Origin of the sequence: Enterobacter sp. WCHEn045836, from assembly GCF_003965585.1 — a bacterium.
In the GTDB taxonomy this organism is placed as follows: domain Bacteria; phylum Pseudomonadota; class Gammaproteobacteria; order Enterobacterales; family Enterobacteriaceae; genus Enterobacter; species Enterobacter dissolvens.
Map to the genome: position 1 here is coordinate 176,579 of NZ_RXPT01000011.1, position 23,668 is coordinate 200,246.

Here is a 23,668-nt window from a genome sequence, read left to right on the forward strand (position 1 = left end):
TTATTCATCAGACCTGCATATAAAAAGGGCTTGTCATGTTTGCGGTTGAGAAATTAAAAGTGAAGTACCCAGGCGCCGGTGCCTGGCAAATGGGCGACAGCCCGGAACTGGCCAGCGAGCTTGCAGACCTGATTAAAAAAGGGATCAAAACCGCTTCCTGCGGATCTTTTGCCTCTTATCAGCAGGAAGACCCGGCCCCGAAGATTGGGAGCTATAACATTATTCTTGATGGTCAGAATGTTCCGGTCTGTGTAACCCGGCTGGTTTCAATGCGACTGGTGCGTTTTTGTGATGTGACTGAGGCGTTTGCCCGCAAAGAGGGTGAAGGCGATTTAAGCCTTGAATACTGGCAGAAAGAGCATCAGCGATTTTTCACCCGAGAAGGTCATTTTTCTGAAGATATGGAGTTAATCGCAGAAGAATTTGAAGTGGTTGAGGTGCTGTAAATGAGAGAAATTAGATAGCCCGCGCCAGCTCTACAGAACAATCCTGACTCAATCATAACAGGATTGAGTCAGGATTACCTCCGTAGCCCATCGACGCTAACCGATGGCAGATTCATCACTGTTTTAATGCTGGTTTCGATACAACGCACTATCTCTTCGCGTGGGCCGCTACGCCAGTCAGCGCTGGCATAAAAAGCATCAAGAACCGTCACCATGCTTTCAGCGCTGTCAAAGGCGCGAATCAGATAATAGCAATCAGGGTCATGCAGGGAGTTTCCAGACGAAACAACATCGATCCCGTGGCGTTGATGCAGGGGAACGCTGATGTCCTGCATGAGGGTGTGAAAGGCGACGCCAGTGCCTTTGCGTAAGGTGTATTGCAGTATCTCGACTGTTTTTTCCACCGTTATTGTCCCTGTCAGGCTGCTTTCACGGCTCTGATTTTTTTACTGCCCGCTTCATCAGATTCAGTTTTATCGGTTACATCGTTGAGATCGGGCAGTTTGCTGGTACGCAGAATATGCTGCACGGTCTCTTTCTGCTCGGCGAGATACAGCCCCAGATTTTCAGCCTGTGTTTCATCCATCTGCAGTCCGCTTTGCAGCAGCCAGTCGGTGAACGCGTCTGCCATGTCGAGCAGTTTGTCGTGCGCGTCAGCCTCTTTCTTACTGGCAAATGTCATTTTCTCTTCACCTTTTCTTACAACAACATATTTTGTTTCAACCGCCATGATGCGCCCCTCATACTGTAATTACATACAGTATATCAGTTCCGGATTTGTATTGCAGCCAAAATATGCTTACATGTCTTGCGGCCAGTTTTCTGGCAACCCGGTTTTAAACGTGCTGGCATGGATAACGTCATCAACCTGAGTAAACATCATGAAAAAATCGATCGTTCCTGCAGAATTTCAACACTACTTTAATGACTGGCACTTCTCACCGGTCATCGAAGCAGATGGCACAGTGTATCTTTCAGGCGTTACCGCCGCACGCAAGGACAAACCGATAAGTAAGGATCCTGAAGAACAGTTCCATGATGCGTTTTATAAGCTTGGCGTGTACTTAAAAGCCGCCGGTTTAAGCTATGAAAACATACTGGAGATGACCACTTTTCATATCGATCTTAAAAAACACATCGCCGCTTTTTCTAAAGTAAAAGATGAGTACATAAAGGCGCCCTATCCGGCATGGTCTGCCATCGGCGTAGCAGAATTTATTCCAGAAAATGCTCTTGTGGAAATGCGGATTGTGGCAAAAAGGTCAATTTAGGCATGTGCTCCAGGATGGGCGTTATCGGGATCATCCTCCCTTCTGGCTAAGTTGCATTTTTTCCTGCAGCAGCGGCGTCAGCCACTCCGTAAACGCCCGTACTGACCGGGAAAGATGTCGCCGGTGAGGATACAAAATATTCACCGGCAACGCCTGAGGTCGACACTCCGGCATCACTTCGTACAGAACGTCATTGGCCAGATAAGTATGAACATCATAGGCAGGGATCTGCAGGATACCCAATCCGGCAACGCAGGCAGCTATGCTGGCTTCTGCGCTGTTGACGGTAAGCATGCTGTTCACTTCTGTTCGTTTCACCTCCCCCTTGTCCACCCATTCCATCAGCTCTTTCCGGCCAGATGTCGGTGATGCATAGCCAATCAAATAATGTTGGTTCAGTTTTTCAGGGGATTGCGGCTGTCCGTAAGTGGCAAGGTAATCTGCTGACGCGACATTAATGATGCTGATATATCCCAGACACTTCGCCACCATGCCGGAGTTGTCCAGCGGCCCCACCCGCAGGGCACAGTCCACCCCTTCTTCGGCAAGGTTAACGTTGCGATCGGTTACGCCAAGTTCAATTCTGATGCCGGGATACTGCTGATAAAAGGCGGGCATAGCGGGAATAATAAGATGGCTACCGACGCGTCCGGGAACGTCAACCCGGATAGACCCCGTGACGTCGCGGCCGTTTTCCCTGAACAGATTCTCTGTTTCATCCATGTTCTGAACAGCAGCCTGACAGCGCGGGTAAAACGCATGACCGTCAATGGTCAGGGATACGCTGCGGGTCGTGCGGTGAAACAAGCGCGCACCTAACCGCGATTCAAGCGCCTGAATGGCGGCAGAAACGGTGGAGGCAGGACGATTGAGTGAGTCCGCCGCACGGACAAAGCTGCCGTTATCCGCCACCCTGAGAAAAATTCTGAACAAATCGACAGAGTCCATGCGCCCTCATTATTCGTTTTTTATGGATAGTTCATTCAGAATAGCAGGATTAATAATCAAAACCGAGGCAGTAAGATGGCTGTACGGGGTTTTCCCGGCTAATCCATGATAAGGAGCCTTCTTATGACCGACCATACTCTGACCGGTAAAACTGTGCTGATTGCCGGCGGTGCGAAGAATCTGGGGGGATTGATTGCCCGGGATTTCGCCCGGCATGGCGCGCGGGCCATCGCCATTCATTACAACAGTGCCGCCACGCAACAGGACGCTGAGGCGACCGTACAGGCCATCCGGGCGGCGGGCGCACAAGCGCATGCCTTTCAGGCTAATCTGACCTCAGCCGCCGCGATGGAAAAACTCTTCAGCGATGTGGTGGCCGCAGTCGGGAGGCCAGATATCGCCATTAATACCGTCGGCAAGGTACTGAAAAAACCCATGGCCGAGGTCACTGAGGAAGAGTTTGACGAAATGAGCAACGTGAATGCGAAAGCGGCATTTTTCTTCCTGAAAGAAGCCGGCAGGCACGTTAACGATAACGGCAAGATTTGCACCCTGGTCACCTCCCTGCTGGGCGCCTACACGCCGTTTTACGCCGCCTATGCTGGCATGAAGGCGCCCGTGGAACATTTCACCCGCGCTGCGTCCAAGGAACTTGGCGAAAGAGGGATCTCCGTGACTGCAATCGGGCCGGGCCCGATGGATACCCCCTTCTTTTATCCTGCCGAGGGTGAAGATGCAGTGGCGTATCACAAAACCGCCGCAGCGCTCTCCCCCTTCAGCAAAACCGGCCTGACTGATATTGACGATATCGTGCCATGGGTTCGCTTTCTGGTGAGCGAAGGATGGTGGATGACAGGCCAGACGATTCTGGTTAACGGGGGTTACACCACAAAATAAGGCTGACCCGGGCGCCTGTTCTGGCACAGGCGCCTGACCCCACCCACCGCATCATCCGTACATCGCTTTAGCCTTAACCCAGACGGCCAGCGTATGAACTACACTTCTTAGTTCACGGCGGAGTCAGGCCGTATACCGCATTTCATTTCTGCCTGTCATGCAATCTGTCTACCTGAGTGGAGAAAAAACATGGGTTATGTAACAACTCGCGATGGCGTCAATATCTACTACAAGGACTGGGGCCCAAAAGACGGAAAGGTGATCTTTTTCCATCACGGCTGGCCGCTAAGCAGTGATGACTGGGACGCCCAGATGCTGTTCTTCGTCAATAAAGGATTCCGCGTTGTGGCCCATGACCGTCGCGGTCATGGTCGTTCAGATCAGGTGTGGGACGGCCATGATATGGATCACTACGCTGACGATGTGGCCGCCGTCGTGGAACATCTTGGCGTAAAGGATGCGATGCATGTCGGGCATTCAACCGGCGGTGGTGAGGTGGTGCGTTATATCGCCCGGCACGGTGAAGACAAGGTTTCCAAAGCCGTGCTGATCAGTGCCGTACCGCCTTTAATGGTGAAGACGGAGAGTAATCCTCAGGGTACGCCAAAGTCAGTGTTTGATGATTTTCAGGCCCAGCTGGCGGCGAATCGCCCTCAGTTCTATTATGACGTGCCTGCGGGACCGTTCTATGGATTTAATCGTCCGGGGGCGAAGCCTTCCGAAGCGGTCATCTATAACTGGTACCGTCAGGGGATGATGGGAAGCGCCAAGGCGCATTACGATGGGATTGTGGCCTTCTCGCAGACGGACTTCACGGAAGATCTCAAAGGAATATCCATCCCCGTTCTGGTCATCCACGGGGATGACGATCAGGTGGTGCCGTATGCGGATTCCGGCGCGATGTCAGTCAAGCTGGTCCAAAACGGAACCCTGCATACGTATAAAGGCGCGCCTCACGGTATCCCAACGACACATGCCGATCAGGTCAATGCCGATCTTCTCGCCTTTATAAACAGTTAACCCCGCACCTTATCCCCTCAGGCGGGAGCGAAACGGTTCCCGCCCTGGCCAGGGTGATGTCTGGCCTAAATGCTGCGATTTCGGGCTGACAATGCTGCGACGCCATGCACCCGGAGCCTGACCATACTGACGCTTAAAGCTGCGGTTGAAAGACTGCTGGGAGTCAAAGCCCAACGCGATCGCCACGTTCAGGATCGGCTCATCGCTATGGGTTAACCGCTCCATCGATTTTTTAAGTTTCTGCGCACGGATATACTCGGCAATAGGGTAACCCGTGTGTTCTTTGAAGATCCGCTGAAGATGCCATTTTGAATAGCCTGCACGCTTTGATACGGTCTCAATGTCCAGACGACTATCCAGGTTGTTGTCGATCCAGTCGAGCAGATCGTGAATAAATGCGCCAGTGTCCATCTTCTCCCCCACACGCCACGTAGTAAAAAGCACCTTTGTTTGTTGCATTTAAAGATGGACCGTTTTGATGTTAAATGCAAGTTTTATTGTTGCATTTAAATCCCTGCCGGAAACGCGCCTTTTTCCCCGCCCTCAAATAGCACATAAAGTGCAACAATTATTCTTGCACTAAATTTAGCGCCTACCTACAATCGCCGCGATAGTGTATTCACAATTGTTACAGTTTTGTGGCGATGAACGACACAAATGGCCTTAAGCCAGCCCGGACAAAGGAAGTGGCGCGGCGTCCCCCGTTGCGTCTTGCCCGGCGGCTACAACTACCGGAATAAAAATAATGAGCCTGCAAAAAACCTGGGGTAATTTTCATCTGAACGCGTTGGGCGCGGTGTTACTCTCCGCCCTGCTCGTCGGGTGTGACGAGGGTGTCGCGCAAAATGCCGCGCCACAAGCGCCCACCGTCAGCGCCGCTGACGTGGTCGTCAAATCCATTAGCCAGTGGGATAGCTTTAATGGTCGGATCGAAGCGGTGGAAAGCGTCCAGCTCCGCCCTCGCGTCTCCGGCTACATTGATAAAGTGAATTACACCGACGGTCAGGAGGTCAAAAAAGGTCAGGTATTATTCACGATCGATGACAGAACCTATCGCGCCACGCTGGAACAGGCGCAGGCAGCGCTGGCAAGAGCCAAAACACAGGCCAGCCTGGCGCAAAGCGAGGCAAACCGTACCGATAAACTGGTCAATACCCATCTGGTTTCCCGTGAAGAGTGGGAGCAGCGCCGCGCTGCTGCCGTCCAGGCCCAGGCCGACATTCGCGCCGCACAGGCGGCGGTGGATGCCGCGCAGCTGAACCTGGATTTCACTAAAGTGACCGCCCCTATCGACGGGCGCGCCAGCCGGGCGTTGATCACCAGCGGGAACCTCGTTACCGCCGGAGACAGCGCCAGCGTGCTCACCACCCTGGTCTCGCAGAAGACGGTCTACGTCTACTTTGACGTGGATGAGTCAACCTACCTTCACTATCAAAATCTCGCCCGCAGCGGACAAGGCGCGGCCAGCGATCACCTGGCGCTGCCGGTTGAGATTGGGCTGGTTGGCGAGGATGGCTATCCCCATCAGGGCAAAGTCGATTTTCTTGATAATCAGTTAACGCCAAGTACCGGCACCATTCGCATGCGCGCGCTGCTGGATAATTCACAGCGTCAGTTCACGCCGGGGCTGTTTGCCCGCGTCCGCCTGCCGGGCAGCGCGGAGTTCCAGGCCACGCTTATCGACGACAAAGCGGTGCTGACCGATCAGGATCGCAAGTATGTTTATGTCGTCGATAAAGAGAGCAAAGCGCAGCGTCGTGATATTACCCCAGGGCGTCTGGCCGACGGTTTACGTATCGTCCAGCAGGGGCTGAAGCCTGGCGATAAAGTCATCGTCGACGGTTTACAAAAAGTGTTTATGCCGGGCATGCCGGTTAACGCGAAAACCGTTGCCATGACCACCCGCGCCGCCCTTAACTGATCCCTTATCTGAGAATCCGACCCATGGACTTTTCCCGCTTTTTTATCGACAGGCCGATCTTCGCCGCGGTCCTGTCGATACTGATTTTTATCACAGGATTGATCGCCATCCCGCTGTTACCGGTGAGCGAATATCCTGACGTCGTGCCGCCAAGCGTACAGGTGCGTGCGGAGTATCCCGGCGCCAACCCGAAAGTGATTGCAGAGACCGTGGCGACGCCGCTGGAAGAAGCAATCAACGGCGTTGAAAACATGATGTACATGAAGTCCGTCGCGGGCTCCGACGGCGTGCTGGTGACCACCGTCACGTTCCGCCCAGGAACCGACCCGGATCAGGCCCAGGTTCAGGTACAAAACCGCGTGTCACAGGCCGAAGCGCGTCTGCCGGAAGATGTACGCCGTCTGGGTATTACCACCCAGAAACAGTCGCCGACGCTGACGCTGGTGGTGCATCTGTTTTCGCCCGGCGGTAAGTACGATTCACTCTATATGCGTAACTACGCCACGCTGAAAGTGAAGGATGAACTGGCGCGTCTGCCCGGCGTTGGCCAAATCCAGATTTTTGGCTCGGGCGAATACGCGATGCGCGTCTGGCTGGATCCAAATAAGGTGGCGGCACGCGGCCTGACCGCCTCGGACGTGGTGACGGCGATGCAGGAGCAAAACGTGCAGGTGTCAGCCGGACAGTTGGGCGCCGAGCCGCTGCCGAAAGAGAGCGATTTCCTGATCTCCATTAACGCGCAGGGTCGTCTGCATACCGAAGAAGAATTTGGCAATATTATCCTGAAAACGGCGCAGGACGGCTCGCTGGTGCGCCTGCGCGATGTGGCGCGTATTGAAATGGGCTCCGGCAGCTATGCGCTGCGTTCCCAGCTCAACAATAAAGACGCGGTCGGGATTGGTATCTTCCAGTCGCCGGGGGCGAACGCCATCGATCTGTCGAACGCGGTGCGCGCTAAAATGGCGGAACTGTCCACCCGTTTCCCGGAAGACATGAAATGGGCGGCGCCTTACGATCCGACGGTGTTCGTGCGTGACTCCATTCGCGCGGTCGTGCAGACACTGCTGGAAGCGGTGGTGCTGGTTGTGCTGGTGGTCATTCTGTTCCTGCAAACCTGGCGGGCGTCGATCATTCCGCTGATCGCGGTGCCGGTCTCGGTGGTGGGCACGTTCAGCATCCTCTATCTGCTGGGCTTTTCGCTCAACACACTGAGTTTGTTCGGGCTGGTACTGGCAATCGGTATCGTCGTGGACGACGCCATTGTGGTGGTGGAAAACGTCGAGCGAAATATCGAGGAGGGACTGGCTCCGCTGGCGGCGGCACATCAGGCGATGCGTGAGGTCTCCGGGCCAATTATCGCGATTGCGCTGGTGCTGTGTGCGGTGTTCGTGCCGATGGCGTTTCTCTCGGGGGTTACCGGTCAGTTCTACAAACAGTTCGCGGTGACGATTGCGATATCAACGGTGATCTCCGCCATTAACTCGCTGACGCTTTCGCCGGCGCTGGCGGCGCTGCTCCTGAAACCGCACGGCGCGCCGAAGGACCTCCCAACCCGGCTTATCGATCGCCTGTTTGGCTGGATTTTCCGTCCGTTCAACCGCTTCTTCCACCGTAGCTCGAACGGTTATCAGGGGCTGGTGGGCAAAACGCTCGGACGACGCGGTGCGGTGTTTGTGGTCTATGTTCTGCTGCTCTGTGCCGCCGGCGTGATGTTTAAAGCCGTGCCGGGCGGGTTTATTCCTACCCAGGATAAGCTGTATTTGATTGGCGGCGTGAAAATGCCGGAAGGCTCCTCACTGGCTCGCACCGATGCGGTGATCCGCAAAATGAGCGAAATCGGTATGAACACCGAGGGCGTGGATTATGCGGTCGCCTTCCCGGGGCTGAATGCGCTGCAGTTCACCAATACGCCGAATACCGGGACGGTCTTCTTTGGCCTGAAACCGTTTGACCAGCGTAAACACACGGCGGCGGAAATTAACGCCGAGATCAACGCCAAAATCGCGCAAATCCAGCAGGGCTTTGGCTTCTCCATTCTGCCGCCGCCTATTCTGGGGCTAGGTCAGGGATCGGGTTACTCGCTGTACATCCAGGATCGCGCGGGTCTGGGCTACGGTGCGTTGCAAAACGCGGTGAACACCATGTCGGGTGCAATTATGCAGACGCCGGGTATGCACTTCCCTATTTCCACCTACCAGGCGAACGTTCCGCAGCTGGATGTGCAGGTCGACAGGGATAAGGCCAAAGCCCAGGGCGTGTCGCTGACCGATCTGTTCGGGACGCTGCAGACCTATCTGGGATCGTCCTATGTGAATGACTTTAACCAGTTCGGCCGCACCTGGCGCGTGATGGCGCAGGCCGACGGGCCATACCGCGACAGCGTGGAAGATATTGCGAATCTGCGCACCCGTAATAACCAGGGCGAGATGGTGCCGATTGGCAGTATGGTCAATATCAGTACCACTTACGGGCCCGATCCGGTGATTCGCTACAACGGCTATCCGGCGGCGGACCTGATTGGCGATGCCGATCCGCGCGTCCTCTCCTCTACCGAGGCGATGACGCAGCTGGAGGGGATGTCTAAGCAGATCCTGCCGAACGGGATGAATATCGAGTGGACGGATCTGAGCTTCCAGCAGGCCACTCAGGGGAACACGGCGCTAATCGTCTTCCCTGTCGCGGTTCTGCTGGCGTTCCTGGTCCTGGCGGCACTGTATGAAAGCTGGACGCTGCCGCTGGCGGTGATCCTTATCGTGCCGATGACGATGCTCTCCGCCCTGTTTGGCGTCTGGCTGACCGGCGGTGATAACAACGTGTTCGTGCAGGTGGGTCTGGTGGTATTGATGGGGCTGGCGTGTAAAAACGCGATTCTTATCGTGGAGTTTGCCCGCGAGCTGGAAATCCAGGGCAAAGGTATTATGGAAGCGGCGCTCGAAGCGTGCCGCCTGCGTTTACGCCCGATTGTGATGACCTCCATCGCCTTTATCGCCGGGACCATCCCGCTCATCCTCGGCCACGGTGCGGGTGCAGAAGTGCGCGGCGTCACCGGGATCACGGTATTCTCCGGTATGCTGGGCGTAACGCTGTTTGGTCTGTTCCTGACGCCGGTGTTTTACGTGACGCTGCGTAAATTTGTCACACGCGGCAAAGTGGAAAGAGAGGTCTTGCCCGCGTAATGCGCTGCAGATAAAAAAAACCGCCTTCACGATGAAGGCGGTTTTTTTATGCAGCCATTAATGGGCTTTCTTGTACTGGGCAATCAGTTCGGGCACCGGATCGCACCCGCTGGTATCGGCTTTCTTGAGCTCTTCCAGCGCGCTTGCAACGGTATGACCGGCTAAGACCGCGAGTGACGCCTGCTCGGCCTCTTCAGCGATGGATTTAAAGTACCAGCACGTATTCGCGCTCACCACGCAGCGCGCCGGTACGTCGGGGCGCGACGCCCACAGCTTTTTGTCTTCTATGACAGAAAGGTAGATATCACGCAGGGTGATCTGTTCCGTCGGGCGGCCAAGATGAATCGAGCCGTTGCGACCAAGCGTGGAGACGATAATACCGTCACGCGTGAGAGGAACCATCAGTTTGCGGATGAAGCTCGGATTCGCTTCCAGGCCGTAGGCCAGAATCGCACTCGTCGAACGTTCACCCAATTGCTCCGCCATCGCTACGCTGAGAACCATCTGCAAAGCTGTCGGGAAGCGATAATCTAACATTTACGTATCCTGGGTTGCGGTGAATCTTATTCTTTTTGGCACCGCAGAGGTGAATAATCAATAAGCAACAATATAACAAATACCGTAATTATTTTGAAGCTATCTACTTTGACCCGCCCCGTAAAAAAGAGTTTCCATCGCACACGAAATGGGATCACCCTCGCGTTTTCTTCAGGCGAACGCCGGGTTGGGGAAATCTACCGTCACCCTGAGCCCACCGTCAGCAGAGGTACTCAGGCTCACGCTGCTGTGGTGCTGCTGCGCTACCGCTTTAACGATGGCCAGCCCCAGCCCGCTCCCGCTCTGCACCTGATTCGGATCGCGGAAAAACCGGTCAAACACCCGTTCCCTCAACGCAACCGGAATACCCGGCCCGGCATCGGAGACGCTGAATTGCGTGGACGTCTCCGCCGAAAAGAGATCGACCTCCACACGCCCACCTTCCGGGCTGTATTTGATGGCATTTTCAATGACATTATCGATAAGCGACATCAGACGCTCCCTGACACCGCTCACCCAGTTTTCTTCCAGAGCGTAGAATTCAAGCTCAATATTCCGTTCCGCGGCGAGCGGTGCCAGCACCGCCATGCGCTCCTGGATGAGCGTCGTAAGCGGCACCGACTCCATCGCCGTGTCGACGCTCGCTTCGCTGTGCATCATCAGCAAAAGCTGATTAACCAGACGCGCCGCCCGGCTATTGCTGCGAATAATCCCTGCTAGCAGCGCCTGTTGGTTATCACTGCTGACGTAGGCCTGCAACGCCTCCACATTGATTCGCATCGCCGCCAGCGGCGTGCGCAGCTCGTGAGCGGCATCGGCAATAAAAACCCGCTCCCTTTCCGTGCTTTCTCGCACCCTGGCAAGGAACTGGTTAATCGCGTTCACCATCTGACTAAGCTCCCTGTGCGTTGGCACGGCGTTTAACGGAGAGAGATCTTCTGGGGCGCGTGCGGCAATTTCATTGACAACCCGGTTCCAGGGGCGCATAGCAATGCGGATTGACAGCCACGCGGGAAACAGCAGAAAAGGAATACACACCAGCAGCGGCATGATGTAGTAGCCACGCGAGTTGAGGTAGATAAAGAAATTCCACCCCGCAGCAGGCGTCACCAGCGTCACCTCCACGTCGGAATTCGCGGATTTTAGCGTACGGCTGGTCCAGCTACGCCCGTCGCTGTGAATTCGCTCTATCTTCCCCAACCGGGTATTTTTTACGCCCATCGGCGCGCCAGCAGAGGCATACAGTATTGCGTTATGTTTGCGAATAATCATGGTGATGGAGAGTCCCGCATCGTCCCCTCCGCCGTAATCTTCCCGCAACGCCTGGCTGAACTGCTCCAGCACTTCGCTTCGCTCCTGCGTATGCCCTTCCATGTGTTCAACAAGGGTAAATATGGTTTTATATGTCTTATCGCCGGTCAGGATCGGGGGGCTACGCAAGTCATCCCACAGCATCCAGGTTAAAAAAAGACACCACAGCAGTGTCAGCAGAAGCATCTGAGCGACCATGATTCGCCGCACCAGCGTGGGCACCCGCAGGAAACGCCACAGGTTTCGCATCAGTGTGCTTCCTTCTGAATCGCGACGGTATCAATGACATACCCAACGCCCCGCACCGTTCGTACATAGCCGTCGCCAATTTTTCGCCGCAAGTTCCCCATATGCACATCAAGCGCATTACTCATGTTTTCTTTCGCACCGAAGATCCTTTCTTCCAGAAAACGGCGCGTCAGCACGCGGTCAGCACGCAACATCAGGGTTTCAAGCAGCGCGTATTCGCTGGCCGTCAGCTCAATATGGCGGGAACTCACCGTGACGCGACGCGTCGGCACATGCAGGGATAATCCTCTGATTTCTACCGCCTCGTTCTGATAACCATAACTGCGGCGCGCAAGCGCCCTCACCCGGGCCAGCAGCTCAGCGAGAACAAACGGTTTGACGAGATAATCATCCGCCCCGGCATCCAGCCCGCTCAGGCGATCCTGCAGCGTGCCTCGCGCCGTCAGGATAATAACGGGGATGCCTTTTAGCTGCTGACGCACGTACGCCATCAGGCTCATGCCATCGCCGTCGGGCAGCCCCAGGTCGAGCAGAATAAGTTCAGGCGCGCAGACAGTAAGTTGATGCAGCGCATCCTCTTTGCGGCGAACCCATATGACATCTAATCCTTGATCTGCAAGGGCAATACGCACGCCATTGCCGAGATCCAGGTCGTCTTCAATAAGTAATATTTTCACAAGGACAACTTTATCAACCGTGAATGAAGAACGTCTTAAGAAAGAGACGGTAACAGGTAATTTAACAGTTTTGCAGCATCAGCATCTGCTTCAGTCTTTCTTCATTTTGAGCTCATAAGAACCTTAGGGTGGACATTCAAACTGGGCGCTCTGGCGATTAACACCGCTTGTAACGTAATCATTTGAATCCAAAAGGACTTCTTTAATGAGACATATCGAACTGCGTCACTCGTCCCCCCTTTCACTCCCGGGGCTCAGTCTGAAGAAAATCGTGCCAGGCGCGCTGCTGGTGTTACTGGCCACCCCGGTACTGGCCGTAGAACAACAGGGCAACGTGCTGACCTTAGGTGGAGGCGTGGATGTTGCACCCCGCTATTCGGGTTCGGATAAAAACCGCGCCACCACGGCGGTGGTGCTGGATTACGCGATGTATAACGGATTCTTCGTCAGTACCACGCGAGGGATCGGTTACGGCAACAACATCGGCAACCTGGATTACAGCGCGGCGCTGAGCTATCGCGCGGGCCGTAAGGATCGGGATGTGGACAGCGATTCGATCAGCGGCGGCAGCGATTATTTGCGCGGTATGGGCGACATCAAAGGTTCGGCTCTGGTGGTGCCAGGGCTGGGGTACAAAGTGACCGACTGGCTAAATCTGCAATTGCAGGCTGAGGTGCCGGTTTCGGAGCGAGACAACGGCGAAGCGCTGCATTTCGGCGTTTCCAGCCCGCTCTACACCTCACCGAACAACACGGTGACGCTGTCGCTGACCGGTAGCTGGGGCAGCAGCAAGTACATGCAGACTTACTATGGGGTGAATGCATCCCAGTCCGCCGCATCCGGGTTTACCCGATATGACGCTGGCGCGGGAATTTATGCCTGGTCAACGAATCTCGACTGGACACACAAGCTTACCCAACGCTGGAGCGTGGTTGCCGGCGCAGGCGTTACGCAGCTGATGGGGGATGCAGCCGACAGCCCGATTGTTCAACGAAAAACCTCGCCTACCGGGAGTTTGAAGGTTACATACAGTTTCTGATTTAGTTGGATGGAATGCCAACATCCGCCCCGTGTTAGATGACGGGGCGGAGCCTGTCAGGAATAAGGAACTATGGTATGGTTCTCTTTTTGCCACTAAAGAGAAAAAGCTAATGATTGTAAGAACCTGGCACGGATGTGTCCCGCTTGAACATGCAGAAGGATTTGCCAAACACCTGGAAAAGACCGGTGTGGAGCACTCAAGGAGCATACCGGGAAATAAAGGCGCATTCGTGCGCAGGGAAAGTCAGGGTAACTGGGAGCATTTCTTTCTGGCTACCTACTGGCAGGACCTGGATGCAGTGAAGGCATTTGCCGGAGAAAACTATCACGTTGCAGTCACTTACCCGGACGACGAAGAGTTCGAGTTGCTTTCTGATCCTTACGTATTCCAGCATGTCGTGGATGCCGTTTCACCGCTTTAGACTTATTTGCGGCATCATAAGCGCTGTTATCTACCTCACTATGGTTTTTTTCTGGAGCGGAATGCGGCGACTTTCATGCGGTTGCCGCAGGTTGCCATGCTGCACCAGCGTCGGCGATGCGATTTACTCAGATCGTGGAACAGCAGAATGCAGTCATGAGCCTCACACTGACGCACGTATTCAAACTTATCGCTGCTAACCAGATTGACCAGGGCATCGGCAATCGGCCAGAGCAGGCCTGATGGGCTTTCAGTGTTTTGATAAACCGCAACCCGGTATTGTTGCATGTTGCCATCCCATTCAAGCTTGCTGATTGGGCGACCAACTTCCAGTACCCGGTTGATTACAGCCAGATCGACCGGAACGCTGTTCATGGCTGAGTTCACAACATTCCTTGCAGTATCGCGAAGTTCACGAGCCTCAATAAGCAGTCCATCAGGGATCTGCTGATCCTTAATGTCAGGCAATAACCCGACTTTTATCAGCCAGCCAGCAACACGTTGATCATCGATAAAACAGTCATGACGTTTTCCATCCACGACATACTCAGTGTTGATGAAATCGAGGGCCAGGTTATCACCCAGTAACGGGGCAGCAGAATTTGTGTTTTCAGAACTCATGATTATATGTAACCCCTAAATTTTATTTGTCAGGTTACCAAAATATCATGTAACCTTCAAATTCAAATTATAACGGTTACACGAGGTTTTCATGACTACTTCTCAATCAATCTCCAACATGGCACTTGCCGACTCTGCGTATGATGGCACTGTCGCCAGTCCGGTTTATTACCGCCACGAACAGGTGGATAACGTCAAAATTTTCTACCGCGAGGCGGGACATCCAGAGGCGCCGACGATCTTGCTGCTTCACGGCTTTGCAGCCTCATCATTCATGTTCCGCGACCTGATACCTGCCCTTGCCGGGAGCTACCACGTCATTGCGCCCGATCTGCCAGCGTTCGGTTTTACTGAAGCACCAGCAAGAGGTGAGTATTCCTATTCTTTCAATCAGCTGGCGAAAACCATTGAGCAGTTCACCGAACAGCTCAAGCTCAGCACTTATGCGCTTATGGTGCACGACTACGGTGCCCCGGTAGGCTGGCGTCTCGCTGTCTCGCATCCGGAGCGTGTGACCGCGATTATTTCCCAGAACGGTAACGCTTATGAGGAAGGTCTGGGGGAAGGCTGGGCGCCTATTCAACGATACTGGCACGAACCCACAGAGCAGAACCGGCTTGCCCTGCATGACTTCCCGACACCAGCTTCAATTAAATGGCAATACCTTGAAGGCGTTGCCGACACGAGTTCAGTTTCACCCGATGGGTACACCCTGGAAGGGCTACACATCTCGCGGCCGGGCAATGCGGATATTCAACTCGATTTGGTGCTGGATTACGCCTCAAATGTGGCCATGTATCCTGTGTTCCAGGAATACTTCCGTGAGTATCAGCCACCTCTGCTGGCGGTTTGGGGTAAGAACGATCCGTTTTTCCTTCCAGCAGGCGCGCTGGCATGGAAACGCGACCTTCCTGATGCGGACATTCGCTTCTATGACACTGGGCACTTCGCGCTGGAAACCCATGGCTGGGAAATCGTTCCTGTTATCCGTGAGTTTCTGAAAAAAAATATTGTGTAAAGAGGACGTTCACCACACGACTCTCTCAGATGAGTTCATCTATCCAGTCAGCAAAGGCGCGTACGGCGGGAGAAAGAAAGCGCTGGTGAGGATACAGTAACGTGACCGGGACTGGCGGTGGCTGCCAGTCGGCCATGATCTCCACCAGCGTGCCCTGCGCAAGGTGCTCAGCTATAACATTCTCAGCAAGCTGCGCCAGCCCGTAACCCTCAAGGCACATTTTGATATAGAGCCCCGTTTCGTTAACGGCCGTCTGGCCGTTAACAGAGACATACCGCAACGCAGAACCCTGCTGGAAACGCAGTTCGTCTGCACGCCGGGTTTGACCCGAAAAATAGTGGATCGCCCGATGCCGGGATAACTCGTCTGGTGACTGTGGCACACCATACTCCCTGAGATAGTCCGGAGAGGCACAGGTGACCCAACGAAACCTGCCCAGCGGACGCGCAACCAGCGTGGAATTGGTCAACTCCCCTGTCCTGATCACGCAATCGACACCCTCCTGAACGAGGTCAACCTGCCGGTCGCTTACGCCAGTCATCAGATAGATATCCGGGTAACGCCGATAAAAGTCTTGCAGATTGGGCATGACGATGAAGTGGGCAATCCCGGCAGGCATATCTACCCGCAATCGGCCCTGTGGCCGTCTCACGGAATCCGTCAGGCTGGATTCCGCATGCTCGATCAACGACAGTATGTCCCGGCACTGCGCAAGATACTGCACCCCTTCAGGGGTGAGACTCACCCGCCTTGTCGTGCGGTTAAGCAGGCGCACCTGCAGATACTTTTCAAGGTTTTTAATGGTGCTGGTTACCGTGGATGAAGGCAACGAAAGCGTTTCTGCCGCGCGCACAAAGCTCCCGGCTTCCGCCACCCGCGTAAAAATCTGCATTGCCTGAAGACGATCCATACTCTTTTTCCCTCACCCGATTATTCGCAGATTATGAATAATAAAAACAGTTTGAGCATCTTTTTCGCGTTAATAGAGTTGACGTATTTTTTTCCTGTTTATCAGGAAAGAGATATCGAATATGACCGATTACATGAGAAATATTGTTAGTAATGCAACGTTCACACCGCCAGCAACACTGATCCGTGGTGCAACAATCCTCAGCATGGACGAGACCGTGGGGAATATTGAACACGGGGACATTCTTATTACAGATTCAACCATTACCGCTGTAGGGAAGAACCTGGACGCACGGGGCGCCCGTATCATAGATGCCACAAACATGATTGCGATACCGGGGATGGTGGATTCTCACCGTCACGCGTGGGAAGGACAGCTGCGTCGCATCAACCCTAATGCCACTTGTCTGGACGACTACAGCAACGCCACACACTTCTCTTTTGCCAGATATTATCGCCCTTCAGATATCTACACAGGTAACCTGTTGACAGCCCTGGGCGCGATTGACGCGGGCATCACGACAATCATTGATAACTCGCATAACAGCCGCACCGCTGCGCATTCCGACGCCGCCGTTGAGGCGCTGCTTGATTCAGGTATTCGTGCCATCCATGCCTCCGGTGCGCCAGTATCAGGCGACTGGGACAGAGCCCACTGGCCGGGTAACTGGCAGCGCCTGCAGGAGAAGTATTTTCAGAACAACCCAGACAGTCTTGTATCTCTGGGGGTTATGGCCCAACTGGAACCCGCCCTGTGGGCCAAAGCCCGCAGGCTGGGACTGCCTATCGTCACGGAATTCTTTGGTGCAGAGATGGCCTCACAGCTTGCGTCGCTGCATCAACAGGGCCTGCTTGGCCCGGACAATATTTTTAATCACTGCACGGCGCTGCCTGACGAGGGATGGAAGATCCTGCGTGAAGCCGGTGTGCGGGTGAACGTCTGCCCACGCTCTGATGCGCACTATGGCATCGAAGACGGGATGTTTGCCATCCAGTCAGCCCTGCGCCATGGTATCAATCCTGGCCTTAGCGTTGATAACGAAACGTCTTACAGTACAGACATGTTTATGGAAATGCGTGTGGCCTTTTACCTGCAACGGGTGATAGGGATGCATCAGCAGCAGTGCTGCGATACCCCTCATTCGCTAACAACGCTCCCGGCAGCGCAACTCCTTAAAGCGGCGACGGTCAATGGTGCAGCCTGCGCAGGGTTGCAGGACAAAATTGGCAGCCTGACGCCTGGCAAACAGGCCGACCTGATCCTGATTAACACCAGCGACATCAATCTCTACCCATCCGGGAATGCCTTTGGCACGGTGGTACATGCGACAGAGCGCAGCAATATCGATACCGTCCTGATCGGTGGGCGTATCGTCAAGCAGAACGGCAAAGTCCTTGGCGTAGACAGCGCGCGCCTGCGTGCAGTGGTTGATGAATCGCGAGAGTACCTGTTTGCCGCCGCCGGATATGAACCAGACATGTTTGCCGAAACCTTTCTGCCGCTGGTGCAGGCACACTGACAGGGATGAAACAGATGATCTATTACCTCATCGCGTTTGCCGCCGGTCTTGGGATCACCCTGCAAACGACGCTGAATAGCCAACTCGCACGAGGACTCGGCGGTGATCCGGTGACGGCCGCGCTGTTTTCTTTTGCTGCCGGTGCATTCAGTCTTGGAATTTACTCGCTGCTGCGCGGGGGATTATTCACCACACTTGCGGCCATTCCGTCTCAACCACTGTGGAGTCTGACGGGCGGCCTGATTGGGGCATGTGCCCTCTTCAGCTACGTAGTGCTTGCACCGAAGATCGGCTTTTCAGCCCTGCTCGGGCTGGCGATTGTCGGGCAATTACTCTCATCGCAGGTGATTGACCATTTTGGTCTGCTGGGCGCAATGAGGCGGCCAGTCTCGATACTGAAGCTAAGCGGAATGCTGGTTATGCTGATCGGGCTCGCCATTATGCTGTTCGGGGATCGGCTTTCTGAGCGGTTTATGCACTGAAAAGGGGGATTTGATTGTTTTACGGAAGTCTGCGAAGGTGTGATGTCCGTGACATAAACGTTTTCACTTTGCATATTCGAGACCATTTCAGAGGATCTACGCTGTCGGTGGGTGTCCGCTTTGAGCGAGGAGCGGACGTTAAGTCATAGTTTAAAAGGTGATTTAATGTCAACAGCGAGACTTTCTGGGATACTTATCGTGTTGCTGACAAAGCCTCTACATCTAAGAAATGTCATACACATTTGGTGATCTTAATGGAAATATTCTTCAAATCGTATCAGACAGAAGGCTGTTGCTTATGCGGATCTAGTGGTTCTCTCACCGGAGAGCACAAAATAAAAGCTTCGGCGTTGAGAAAAATTTTTGGAAGTAATGCAATGGTCATTGGAGATTTTGATGATGGCGGCAATCTTCGTACAGCACAAGGGCCTAAGTCTAAGGCTTTCCATTTTTCGGCACGAATGTGCTCTTCATGCAATGGCTCTCGCACACAGCCTGCAGATCAGGAGTTTGATCATTTTCATACTTTAGTATCATCGCTTATATCAGAAGGTAGGGACCCTTCCGAGGTGTTTAATATGCCACAGTATAATTTGGAATCAGAAGCTTACCTCAATGTGTTTAGATACTTTTCAAAAATTTTATGCTGCCAAATTGCAGAAGCAGGTGGCCCTCGCCCAATAGAAGCTTGCGAATTTGCTATAGGAAAAACGAGTAGGAACATAATCTTTCTACACATTGATGTTGATCCAATCTACTTAGCTTATCGAGAGACATACGGAAGACATAGTTATGCAAGACATGGAGGACTTATTGTCCCTTATGATTCAAAAACACACAATCCAACATGTTTCCAAAGCTTGTTAAGTTTGGGTGCTGTGAGATATCGTTTTTGGGTTAGATTTAATGCACTTGTTGGAGCTGAGTTACGTACATCCCATCATGAATTTTGGCTCAAATGTGAGGCAGCGTATCAAGAGGCTATAAAAAATCCTCTATCGGATGAACAGCGATATCGCTTAGGTATTTAATTAATCTATATGAAAGAAACTACTGTTTTGATTTGAAGGTCTGGAGATATCCGGCCCTGCCCCTTACGGAGCAACGTCTGCTTCTGGCACCAAACAGACAGAAGAATGGATCACCTCACAGACTATTCACCGTAATTTTGCAATCATTCTCATCGCGAACGGAACACTACACCTGTAGCGCAACAGTCCCATATTTCACTCCTCCCTCCAGGGCACAGGCTCACCAATAAAGGTGTGCGTACAGCAGCGGCAAGTCACCTTTACGTCCCTGGCACTAATCGATGGGTTAACCTGTTGTAAAATGCCATTCTCGTCAACAAACAGGCCCGGATAAAAGCTGCTATCGCCAATACAGACTAAATCCCTTTGCTGATGCTCATGCAACGCGACTAACCAGAACACAGGCTCGGTAGTATCAAGACGTCCACAAACTTCGCTGAAAACGCCATCCCACGGCTTGCCAATCTGTTTGAGCAAAAAGTAAAACAATGGCGTGTAGTCACGCCCTCGCTTTTGTCCACTGTGCATGGTTTCACGTGTTACCAGCAACTCATCCCCGGATTTTTTACGATTACGTTCCCAGCGATACTCAGCGCCAGGGTTGTTAGAATAGTGTCGTGTCGTCGTGTTGACGCTACGATACAATTTACGTGACTTGTGCTGTTGATGAGCCCGCATAGCCAGATCTCCCCCATCCCTCTTTCTAAGCCAATATTCCCTGTCTGACGAAGACGAAACGCCCCCTATAAGCAAAGGAAAGCTATAACCCCATCCCCATGATCTTCAATACACTCCGCTGCGACGCTGTTTCGAAAACCGTATCCTTGATAAACCGCATCCCCTGCTTTTCATAAAATCGCCGGGCACGTTCATTCTGTTCAAGCACCTCGAGCCACAGAAATTTTTTGCCATGACTGCGGGTAAGTTCGATGACGCTGCTAAACATGGTCTGACCGTAGTGATTACTCGTCTTGGTCGGATCAAGATAGAGTTTGTTAAGAAGCACACCGCTGATGTCGGTATCAGGGATTGTGGCTTCCCATGTCAGTTTCATAAAGCCAATCGGTTGATCAAGGTCCGCCACATACCAGCTTGTTCCGCTGTCTCTCAGACTCTGTTCTATCGCTGCAACGGAATATTCGGATTCCAGAAAATCGCTCAGCTCTGATTCCGACTTCCACAGATGCTTAAAGTGCGCGGGATAGATGCGATAGCCCAGTTCCTTGAGTAATACTGAATCTGCTGATGTTGCTTGTCGTAAAAGTAACGTCATAAGATAACTTCTTGCATCCAGGTAAAAACTGTTATGTGAAAACAGAATACCTGATATCGCTCATCAGGAGGACAACGATGAAAGTTAAAACGAAACGTTTACATCTTCGCCCTGTAAGAGAGTCAGATGTCGTTGCACTTTTCAAAATTTATGGCGATCCAGCGACTAATACCTTTAACCCTGCTGGTCCCTACCCGGACATTGACTACGCGCAATCGGTCATGAATCGCTGGATCGGTCACTGGAATACCCATGGTTTTGGAAACTGGACTATCTCACTTCACAATAATATAGATAGCATCATCGGTTTTGGCGGGCTGGGAATTCGTGACTTTGCAGATAGCCGTCTTAATAATCTGGGTTATCGATTTTGCACTGAGGCATGGGGAAAAGGTTTCGCGACAGAATTTGCAACCTCTGCGATCAAATACGGTTTTGAAGTAATCAACTTAACGGAAATATCAGCGGTCGTGAGAAGGAACCATCACGCATCGCAAAACGTTCTTGAAAAAGCGGGATTAAAATATATCAAAGAGATTCTGGATGTTGAGAATGCCCCGCCGAGTCTACTCTATTCGCTGACCAAAAGTGAGTGGCTACGAAAAACAGAGTAGCCCCCAAAAGTCTTTCAATCATCAGCATGCAGTATGTTAAAGGTTGAGTTCATACACCACACAAGGCACATCATAATGCTCTTCTATCGCCTTGAACGTCATACCTAACCGTTGCATCACACGCTGCGAGGGGACATTGTCCGGATCGGCAACCGCAACCAGATAAGTGGCACCCACCTGTTCTGCCGCGAACGCAATAATCGCTTTTGCGGCTTCCGTTGCGTAACCTTTGCCATTGTGTTCCGGGATAAGTCGCCAACCAATCTCCAGCGGGGCGCCCTCCACGTTAGCCAGATGCTGGAGACATGCTGCGCCAACGACCTCACCAGACGCCTTCTCTTTAATCGCCCACCACGAAAAGCCGTATTTTGCCCAACGGGCCTGAACGCGTCGGATCCCTTCCCGGGTCTCTTCCGGCGTTTTAGCGATCCCCTGGCTGATATACCGCATCACGCCGGGATCGCCATCCATCACCCGCAAGCCTTCATAATGATCGTCATGATAGGGTTCAAGCTTTAAACGCGCTGTTTCTAAGTCCAACTGAATTCCCCCCGCTCACACCGCCGATTTCGGCCGTAAATTCTCATCAAACGTCAGTCGTTTGCGTCCCGGCTCTTCTTCGCGCAGCGGCTCCACCTGATGCATCGTCAGCTTACAGCGCTCCACCAGCACCTGATACTCGCGCGTGCCCTGCTGCTTCCAGGCCAGTTCCTGTTCGCTCAGCTCACGAATCGCTTTCGCCGGACTGCCGATAATCAAATGGTTAGCGGGCATCTCGGCTTTCGCCTTCACAAAGGCCGCCGCGCCGACGATGCTGTTTTCGCCAATCACCGCCCCGTCCATCACCACTGCGTTCATCCCTATCAGGGCGTTGCGGCGGACAATACAGCCGTGCAGAATGGCGCTGTGGCCAATATGGCCGTCCTCTTCCACCACCGTATCCTGCTCCGGGAAGCCGTGCATGACGCAGTTATCCTGAATGTTCGCGCCATCTTTCACCACAATACGGCCAAAATCACCACGCAGGCTGGCATTGGGGCCGACATACACACCTTTGCCCAGGATCACATCGCCAATGAGCACCGCTGTCGGGTGGACATAGCTCTCGTCTGGCACCACCGGCGTCAGACCGTCAATTTGATAAACAGGCATCCTCACTCCTTATGCGGTCGCAAGACCACCAAAGCGTTGATAATAAAGCGTGCCGGGCACGGGCAGTTCACCCACCGAGGTTTCGCCTTTCTCGCTGACAAACGCCAGCGCTCCCGGTGCCACACGCTGATAGATGTTGATGCAAAGCTGTCGCGCGCTTTGACCCGCCCAGTGCGCAGGCAGTAGCTCCTCTGGCAGCAGCGGGTCTTTCAGCACCACGCGACGATAAAAGTGGATCAGTAACAGCTGGATGTGGAAGCAACGCTCCGGCGTAAGCTCTTCCGGCGTAGCCTCTTTCAGCAGCGGCAGTAGCGGACGGAACGACTGAATAAACGTCTCGTACATCGCGTTCTGTTCGGTCAGCTGCCAGCACTCCTCAACGCGGGAACGCAGCGCCGCGCGAGAAAGTGCCAGCGGTGAATGGGCTTCGAAGAAGATGACATTTTCCGCCACGCCCGCGTCATGAAGCAGCGACTGCACATCCGCCAGATGCTGCGAGGGCGAAGCCATCAGGCTGGGCGCCAGCGTGCCAAACCCTTGCCAGATAAGCTGTTTTTTCACGTCGGCAAGCGTGGTTTTATCGAGACCTTCGGAGAGCAGCAGCAGCCATTTGCCATCCCAGGCAGGCAGCTCCGCGCGGTAGATCTTATTCTCCGCCCGGCGGGTTAAACGCAGCCCTTTGTCGCTCAGGCGGTAATAGCTGCGACGCCCGATGCGGGAGACATCCAGCCAGCCCTCTTTATTGAGGCGAAACAGCGCGGTTCGCACGAAGCGCTCGCCAAAGCCCATCCCTTCGAGCAACGCGGCCAGGCTGCCAAGCCAGATCTCGCCGCCGCGATGGGAAAGCGCATCACCGTATAACGAGGAGATTAGCGACGTCCCGCTGATCGGAACCGAACTGACCGCATGCTGAATAAAGGCGTCGAGTTTCATGTGATTCATTCTGTTGGTGTTTTTGTCCTGGATGAATCATAGCATACGAATCCTGGATAGACCCTCACACTAACTCTCTCCCAAAGGGTTGAGGGATCCCCAGTAATTTTTTTACCGAAAGCGACGAAAGTTGTTTTAGGAAAATAAATGACTTACAGCGACGCCCTGGTCCGGCTGTAAATCGCTGAGGCGTTTCCTGT

At 53.5% G+C, this 23,668-nt stretch carries 27 protein-coding genes; 13 read left to right on the top strand and 14 right to left on the bottom strand.

Annotated features, from left to right (window positions below):
• Window positions 1-35: 35 nt before the first annotated feature.
• The gene (locus EKN38_RS16275; protein ID WP_014831790.1) at window positions 36-446 is read left to right on the top strand and encodes an ASCH domain-containing protein; all 411 of its coding nucleotides are present in this window, start codon (window positions 36-38) and stop codon (window positions 444-446) included.
• Window positions 447-520: 74 nt separating this feature from the next.
• Here EKN38_RS16275 and EKN38_RS16280 read toward each other — a convergent pair whose 3' ends face one another.
• Together EKN38_RS16280 and EKN38_RS16285 are read right to left on the bottom strand one after the other, a co-directional pair.
• Window positions 521-850: an NIPSNAP family protein gene (locus EKN38_RS16280; RefSeq protein ID WP_014831789.1), complete on the bottom strand. Its 330-nt coding sequence runs from the start codon at window positions 848-850 to the stop codon at window positions 521-523.
• Window positions 851-864: 14 nt separating this feature from the next.
• On the bottom strand, window positions 865-1,176 hold the full coding sequence (locus EKN38_RS16285; RefSeq protein ID WP_014831788.1) for a YebG family protein: 312 nt from the start codon (window positions 1,174-1,176) through the stop codon (window positions 865-867).
• A gap of 151 nt (window positions 1,177-1,327) precedes the next feature.
• On the opposite strand from EKN38_RS16285, the gene EKN38_RS16290 reads away from it, so the two are divergent.
• Window positions 1,328-1,717: a RidA family protein gene (locus tag EKN38_RS16290; protein ID WP_014831787.1), complete on the top strand. Its 390-nt coding sequence runs from the start codon at window positions 1,328-1,330 to the stop codon at window positions 1,715-1,717.
• A gap of 30 nt (window positions 1,718-1,747) precedes the next feature.
• Here EKN38_RS16290 and EKN38_RS16295 read toward each other — a convergent pair whose 3' ends face one another.
• Window positions 1,748-2,665, bottom strand: a complete 918-nt coding sequence (locus EKN38_RS16295) for a LysR family transcriptional regulator (RefSeq protein ID WP_126522430.1) — start codon at window positions 2,663-2,665, stop codon at window positions 1,748-1,750.
• Between the two features lie 123 nt (window positions 2,666-2,788).
• On the opposite strand from EKN38_RS16295, the gene EKN38_RS16300 reads away from it, so the two are divergent.
• Together EKN38_RS16300 and EKN38_RS16305 are read left to right on the top strand one after the other, a co-directional pair.
• Window positions 2,789-3,562, top strand: coding sequence for an SDR family oxidoreductase (locus EKN38_RS16300; RefSeq protein WP_014831785.1), 774 nt, complete (start codon window positions 2,789-2,791; stop codon window positions 3,560-3,562).
• Between the two features lie 189 nt (window positions 3,563-3,751).
• Window positions 3,752-4,582 carry an alpha/beta fold hydrolase gene (locus EKN38_RS16305; RefSeq protein ID WP_014831784.1) on the top strand — a complete coding sequence of 277 codons (831 nt, stop codon included), beginning with the start codon at window positions 3,752-3,754 and terminating at the stop codon, window positions 4,580-4,582.
• Between the two features lie 9 nt (window positions 4,583-4,591).
• Here the strand turns inward: EKN38_RS16305 and EKN38_RS16310 are convergent, their stop codons facing one another.
• Window positions 4,592-4,993, bottom strand: a complete 402-nt coding sequence (locus EKN38_RS16310) for a helix-turn-helix domain-containing protein (RefSeq protein WP_014831783.1) — start codon at window positions 4,991-4,993, stop codon at window positions 4,592-4,594.
• A gap of 334 nt (window positions 4,994-5,327) precedes the next feature.
• Here EKN38_RS16310 and EKN38_RS16315 point away from each other — a divergent pair, with 334 nt between their 5' ends.
• Complete coding sequence (locus tag EKN38_RS16315; RefSeq protein ID WP_014831782.1) at window positions 5,328-6,503, top strand: efflux RND transporter periplasmic adaptor subunit; 1,176 nt, start codon at window positions 5,328-5,330, stop codon at window positions 6,501-6,503.
• A 23-nt stretch (window positions 6,504-6,526) separates the two neighbouring features.
• Complete coding sequence (gene oqxB / locus EKN38_RS16320; RefSeq protein ID WP_014831781.1) at window positions 6,527-9,679, top strand: multidrug efflux RND transporter permease subunit OqxB; 3,153 nt, start codon at window positions 6,527-6,529, stop codon at window positions 9,677-9,679.
• A gap of 57 nt (window positions 9,680-9,736) precedes the next feature.
• On the opposite strand, the gene EKN38_RS16325 is transcribed toward oqxB, so the two are convergent.
• From EKN38_RS16325 to EKN38_RS16335, 3 genes are all read right to left on the bottom strand, one after another.
• Window positions 9,737-10,216, bottom strand: a complete 480-nt coding sequence (locus EKN38_RS16325; RefSeq protein ID WP_126522433.1) for an RrF2 family transcriptional regulator — start codon at window positions 10,214-10,216, stop codon at window positions 9,737-9,739.
• A 171-nt stretch (window positions 10,217-10,387) separates the two neighbouring features.
• Window positions 10,388-11,776 carry a sensor histidine kinase gene (locus EKN38_RS16330; protein WP_014831780.1) on the bottom strand — a complete coding sequence of 463 codons (1,389 nt, stop codon included), beginning with the start codon at window positions 11,774-11,776 and terminating at the stop codon, window positions 10,388-10,390.
• On the bottom strand, window positions 11,776-12,453 hold the full coding sequence (locus EKN38_RS16335; RefSeq protein ID WP_063411793.1) for a response regulator: 678 nt from the start codon (window positions 12,451-12,453) through the stop codon (window positions 11,776-11,778). The genes EKN38_RS16330 and EKN38_RS16335 overlap by 1 nt, the downstream gene beginning before the upstream one ends.
• Before the next feature lie 205 nt (window positions 12,454-12,658).
• Here EKN38_RS16335 and EKN38_RS16340 point away from each other — a divergent pair, with 205 nt between their 5' ends.
• Together EKN38_RS16340 and EKN38_RS16345 are read left to right on the top strand one after the other, a co-directional pair.
• Window positions 12,659-13,492: a MipA/OmpV family protein gene (locus EKN38_RS16340; protein ID WP_014831778.1), complete on the top strand. Its 834-nt coding sequence runs from the start codon at window positions 12,659-12,661 to the stop codon at window positions 13,490-13,492.
• Window positions 13,493-13,604: 112 nt separating this feature from the next.
• Window positions 13,605-13,916, top strand: coding sequence for an antibiotic biosynthesis monooxygenase (locus tag EKN38_RS16345; RefSeq protein ID WP_014831777.1), 312 nt, complete (start codon window positions 13,605-13,607; stop codon window positions 13,914-13,916).
• A gap of 38 nt (window positions 13,917-13,954) precedes the next feature.
• Here EKN38_RS16345 and EKN38_RS16350 read toward each other — a convergent pair whose 3' ends face one another.
• A complete protein-coding gene (locus tag EKN38_RS16350) occupies window positions 13,955-14,536 on the bottom strand; it encodes a CGNR zinc finger domain-containing protein (RefSeq protein WP_014831776.1) in 582 nt (193 codons plus the stop codon).
• A gap of 118 nt (window positions 14,537-14,654) precedes the next feature.
• On the opposite strand from EKN38_RS16350, the gene EKN38_RS16355 reads away from it, so the two are divergent.
• Window positions 14,655-15,554: an alpha/beta fold hydrolase gene (locus EKN38_RS16355; protein WP_014831775.1), complete on the top strand. Its 900-nt coding sequence runs from the start codon at window positions 14,655-14,657 to the stop codon at window positions 15,552-15,554.
• Between the two features lie 25 nt (window positions 15,555-15,579).
• On the opposite strand, the gene EKN38_RS16360 is transcribed toward EKN38_RS16355, so the two are convergent.
• Window positions 15,580-16,464 (bottom strand): LysR family transcriptional regulator, encoded by an 885-nt coding sequence (locus tag EKN38_RS16360; protein ID WP_014831774.1) that lies wholly within the window; start codon window positions 16,462-16,464, stop codon window positions 15,580-15,582.
• 121 nt (window positions 16,465-16,585) lie between these two features.
• Here EKN38_RS16360 and EKN38_RS16365 point away from each other — a divergent pair, with 121 nt between their 5' ends.
• From EKN38_RS16365 to EKN38_RS16375, 3 genes are all read left to right on the top strand, one after another.
• Complete coding sequence (locus tag EKN38_RS16365) at window positions 16,586-17,983, top strand: amidohydrolase family protein (protein WP_014831773.1); 1,398 nt, start codon at window positions 16,586-16,588, stop codon at window positions 17,981-17,983.
• Between the two features lie 14 nt (window positions 17,984-17,997).
• Window positions 17,998-18,465 carry a DMT family transporter gene (locus EKN38_RS16370; protein ID WP_202947485.1) on the top strand — a complete coding sequence of 156 codons (468 nt, stop codon included), beginning with the start codon at window positions 17,998-18,000 and terminating at the stop codon, window positions 18,463-18,465.
• Window positions 18,466-18,719: 254 nt separating this feature from the next.
• Window positions 18,720-19,496, top strand: a complete 777-nt coding sequence (locus EKN38_RS16375) for a hypothetical protein (RefSeq protein WP_071841846.1) — start codon at window positions 18,720-18,722, stop codon at window positions 19,494-19,496.
• Window positions 19,497-19,691: 195 nt separating this feature from the next.
• Here EKN38_RS16375 and EKN38_RS16380 read toward each other — a convergent pair whose 3' ends face one another.
• Together EKN38_RS16380 and EKN38_RS16385 are read right to left on the bottom strand one after the other, a co-directional pair.
• Entirely contained in the window at window positions 19,692-20,174 is a 483-nt protein-coding gene (locus EKN38_RS16380; protein ID WP_014831771.1) for a hypothetical protein, read from the bottom strand.
• 82 nt (window positions 20,175-20,256) lie between these two features.
• Window positions 20,257-20,769 carry a GNAT family N-acetyltransferase gene (locus EKN38_RS16385; RefSeq protein ID WP_014831770.1) on the bottom strand — a complete coding sequence of 171 codons (513 nt, stop codon included), beginning with the start codon at window positions 20,767-20,769 and terminating at the stop codon, window positions 20,257-20,259.
• A gap of 77 nt (window positions 20,770-20,846) precedes the next feature.
• Between EKN38_RS16385 and EKN38_RS16390 the strand changes: the two genes are divergently transcribed.
• Complete coding sequence (locus EKN38_RS16390) at window positions 20,847-21,383, top strand: GNAT family N-acetyltransferase (RefSeq protein WP_014831769.1); 537 nt, start codon at window positions 20,847-20,849, stop codon at window positions 21,381-21,383.
• A 36-nt stretch (window positions 21,384-21,419) separates the two neighbouring features.
• Here EKN38_RS16390 and EKN38_RS16395 read toward each other — a convergent pair whose 3' ends face one another.
• The 3 genes from EKN38_RS16395 to paaX are packed head-to-tail and all read right to left on the bottom strand — an operon-like array spanning window position 21,420 to window position 23,477.
• Entirely contained in the window at window positions 21,420-21,923 is a 504-nt protein-coding gene (locus EKN38_RS16395; protein WP_043951622.1) for a GNAT family N-acetyltransferase, read from the bottom strand.
• A 15-nt stretch (window positions 21,924-21,938) separates the two neighbouring features.
• Window positions 21,939-22,535: a phenylacetic acid degradation protein PaaY gene (gene paaY / locus EKN38_RS16400; RefSeq protein WP_014831767.1), complete on the bottom strand. Its 597-nt coding sequence runs from the start codon at window positions 22,533-22,535 to the stop codon at window positions 21,939-21,941.
• A gap of 9 nt (window positions 22,536-22,544) precedes the next feature.
• Complete coding sequence (gene paaX, locus EKN38_RS16405; protein ID WP_029883661.1) at window positions 22,545-23,477, bottom strand: phenylacetic acid degradation operon negative regulatory protein PaaX; 933 nt, start codon at window positions 23,475-23,477, stop codon at window positions 22,545-22,547.
• Between the last annotated feature and the right edge of the window lie 191 nt (window positions 23,478-23,668).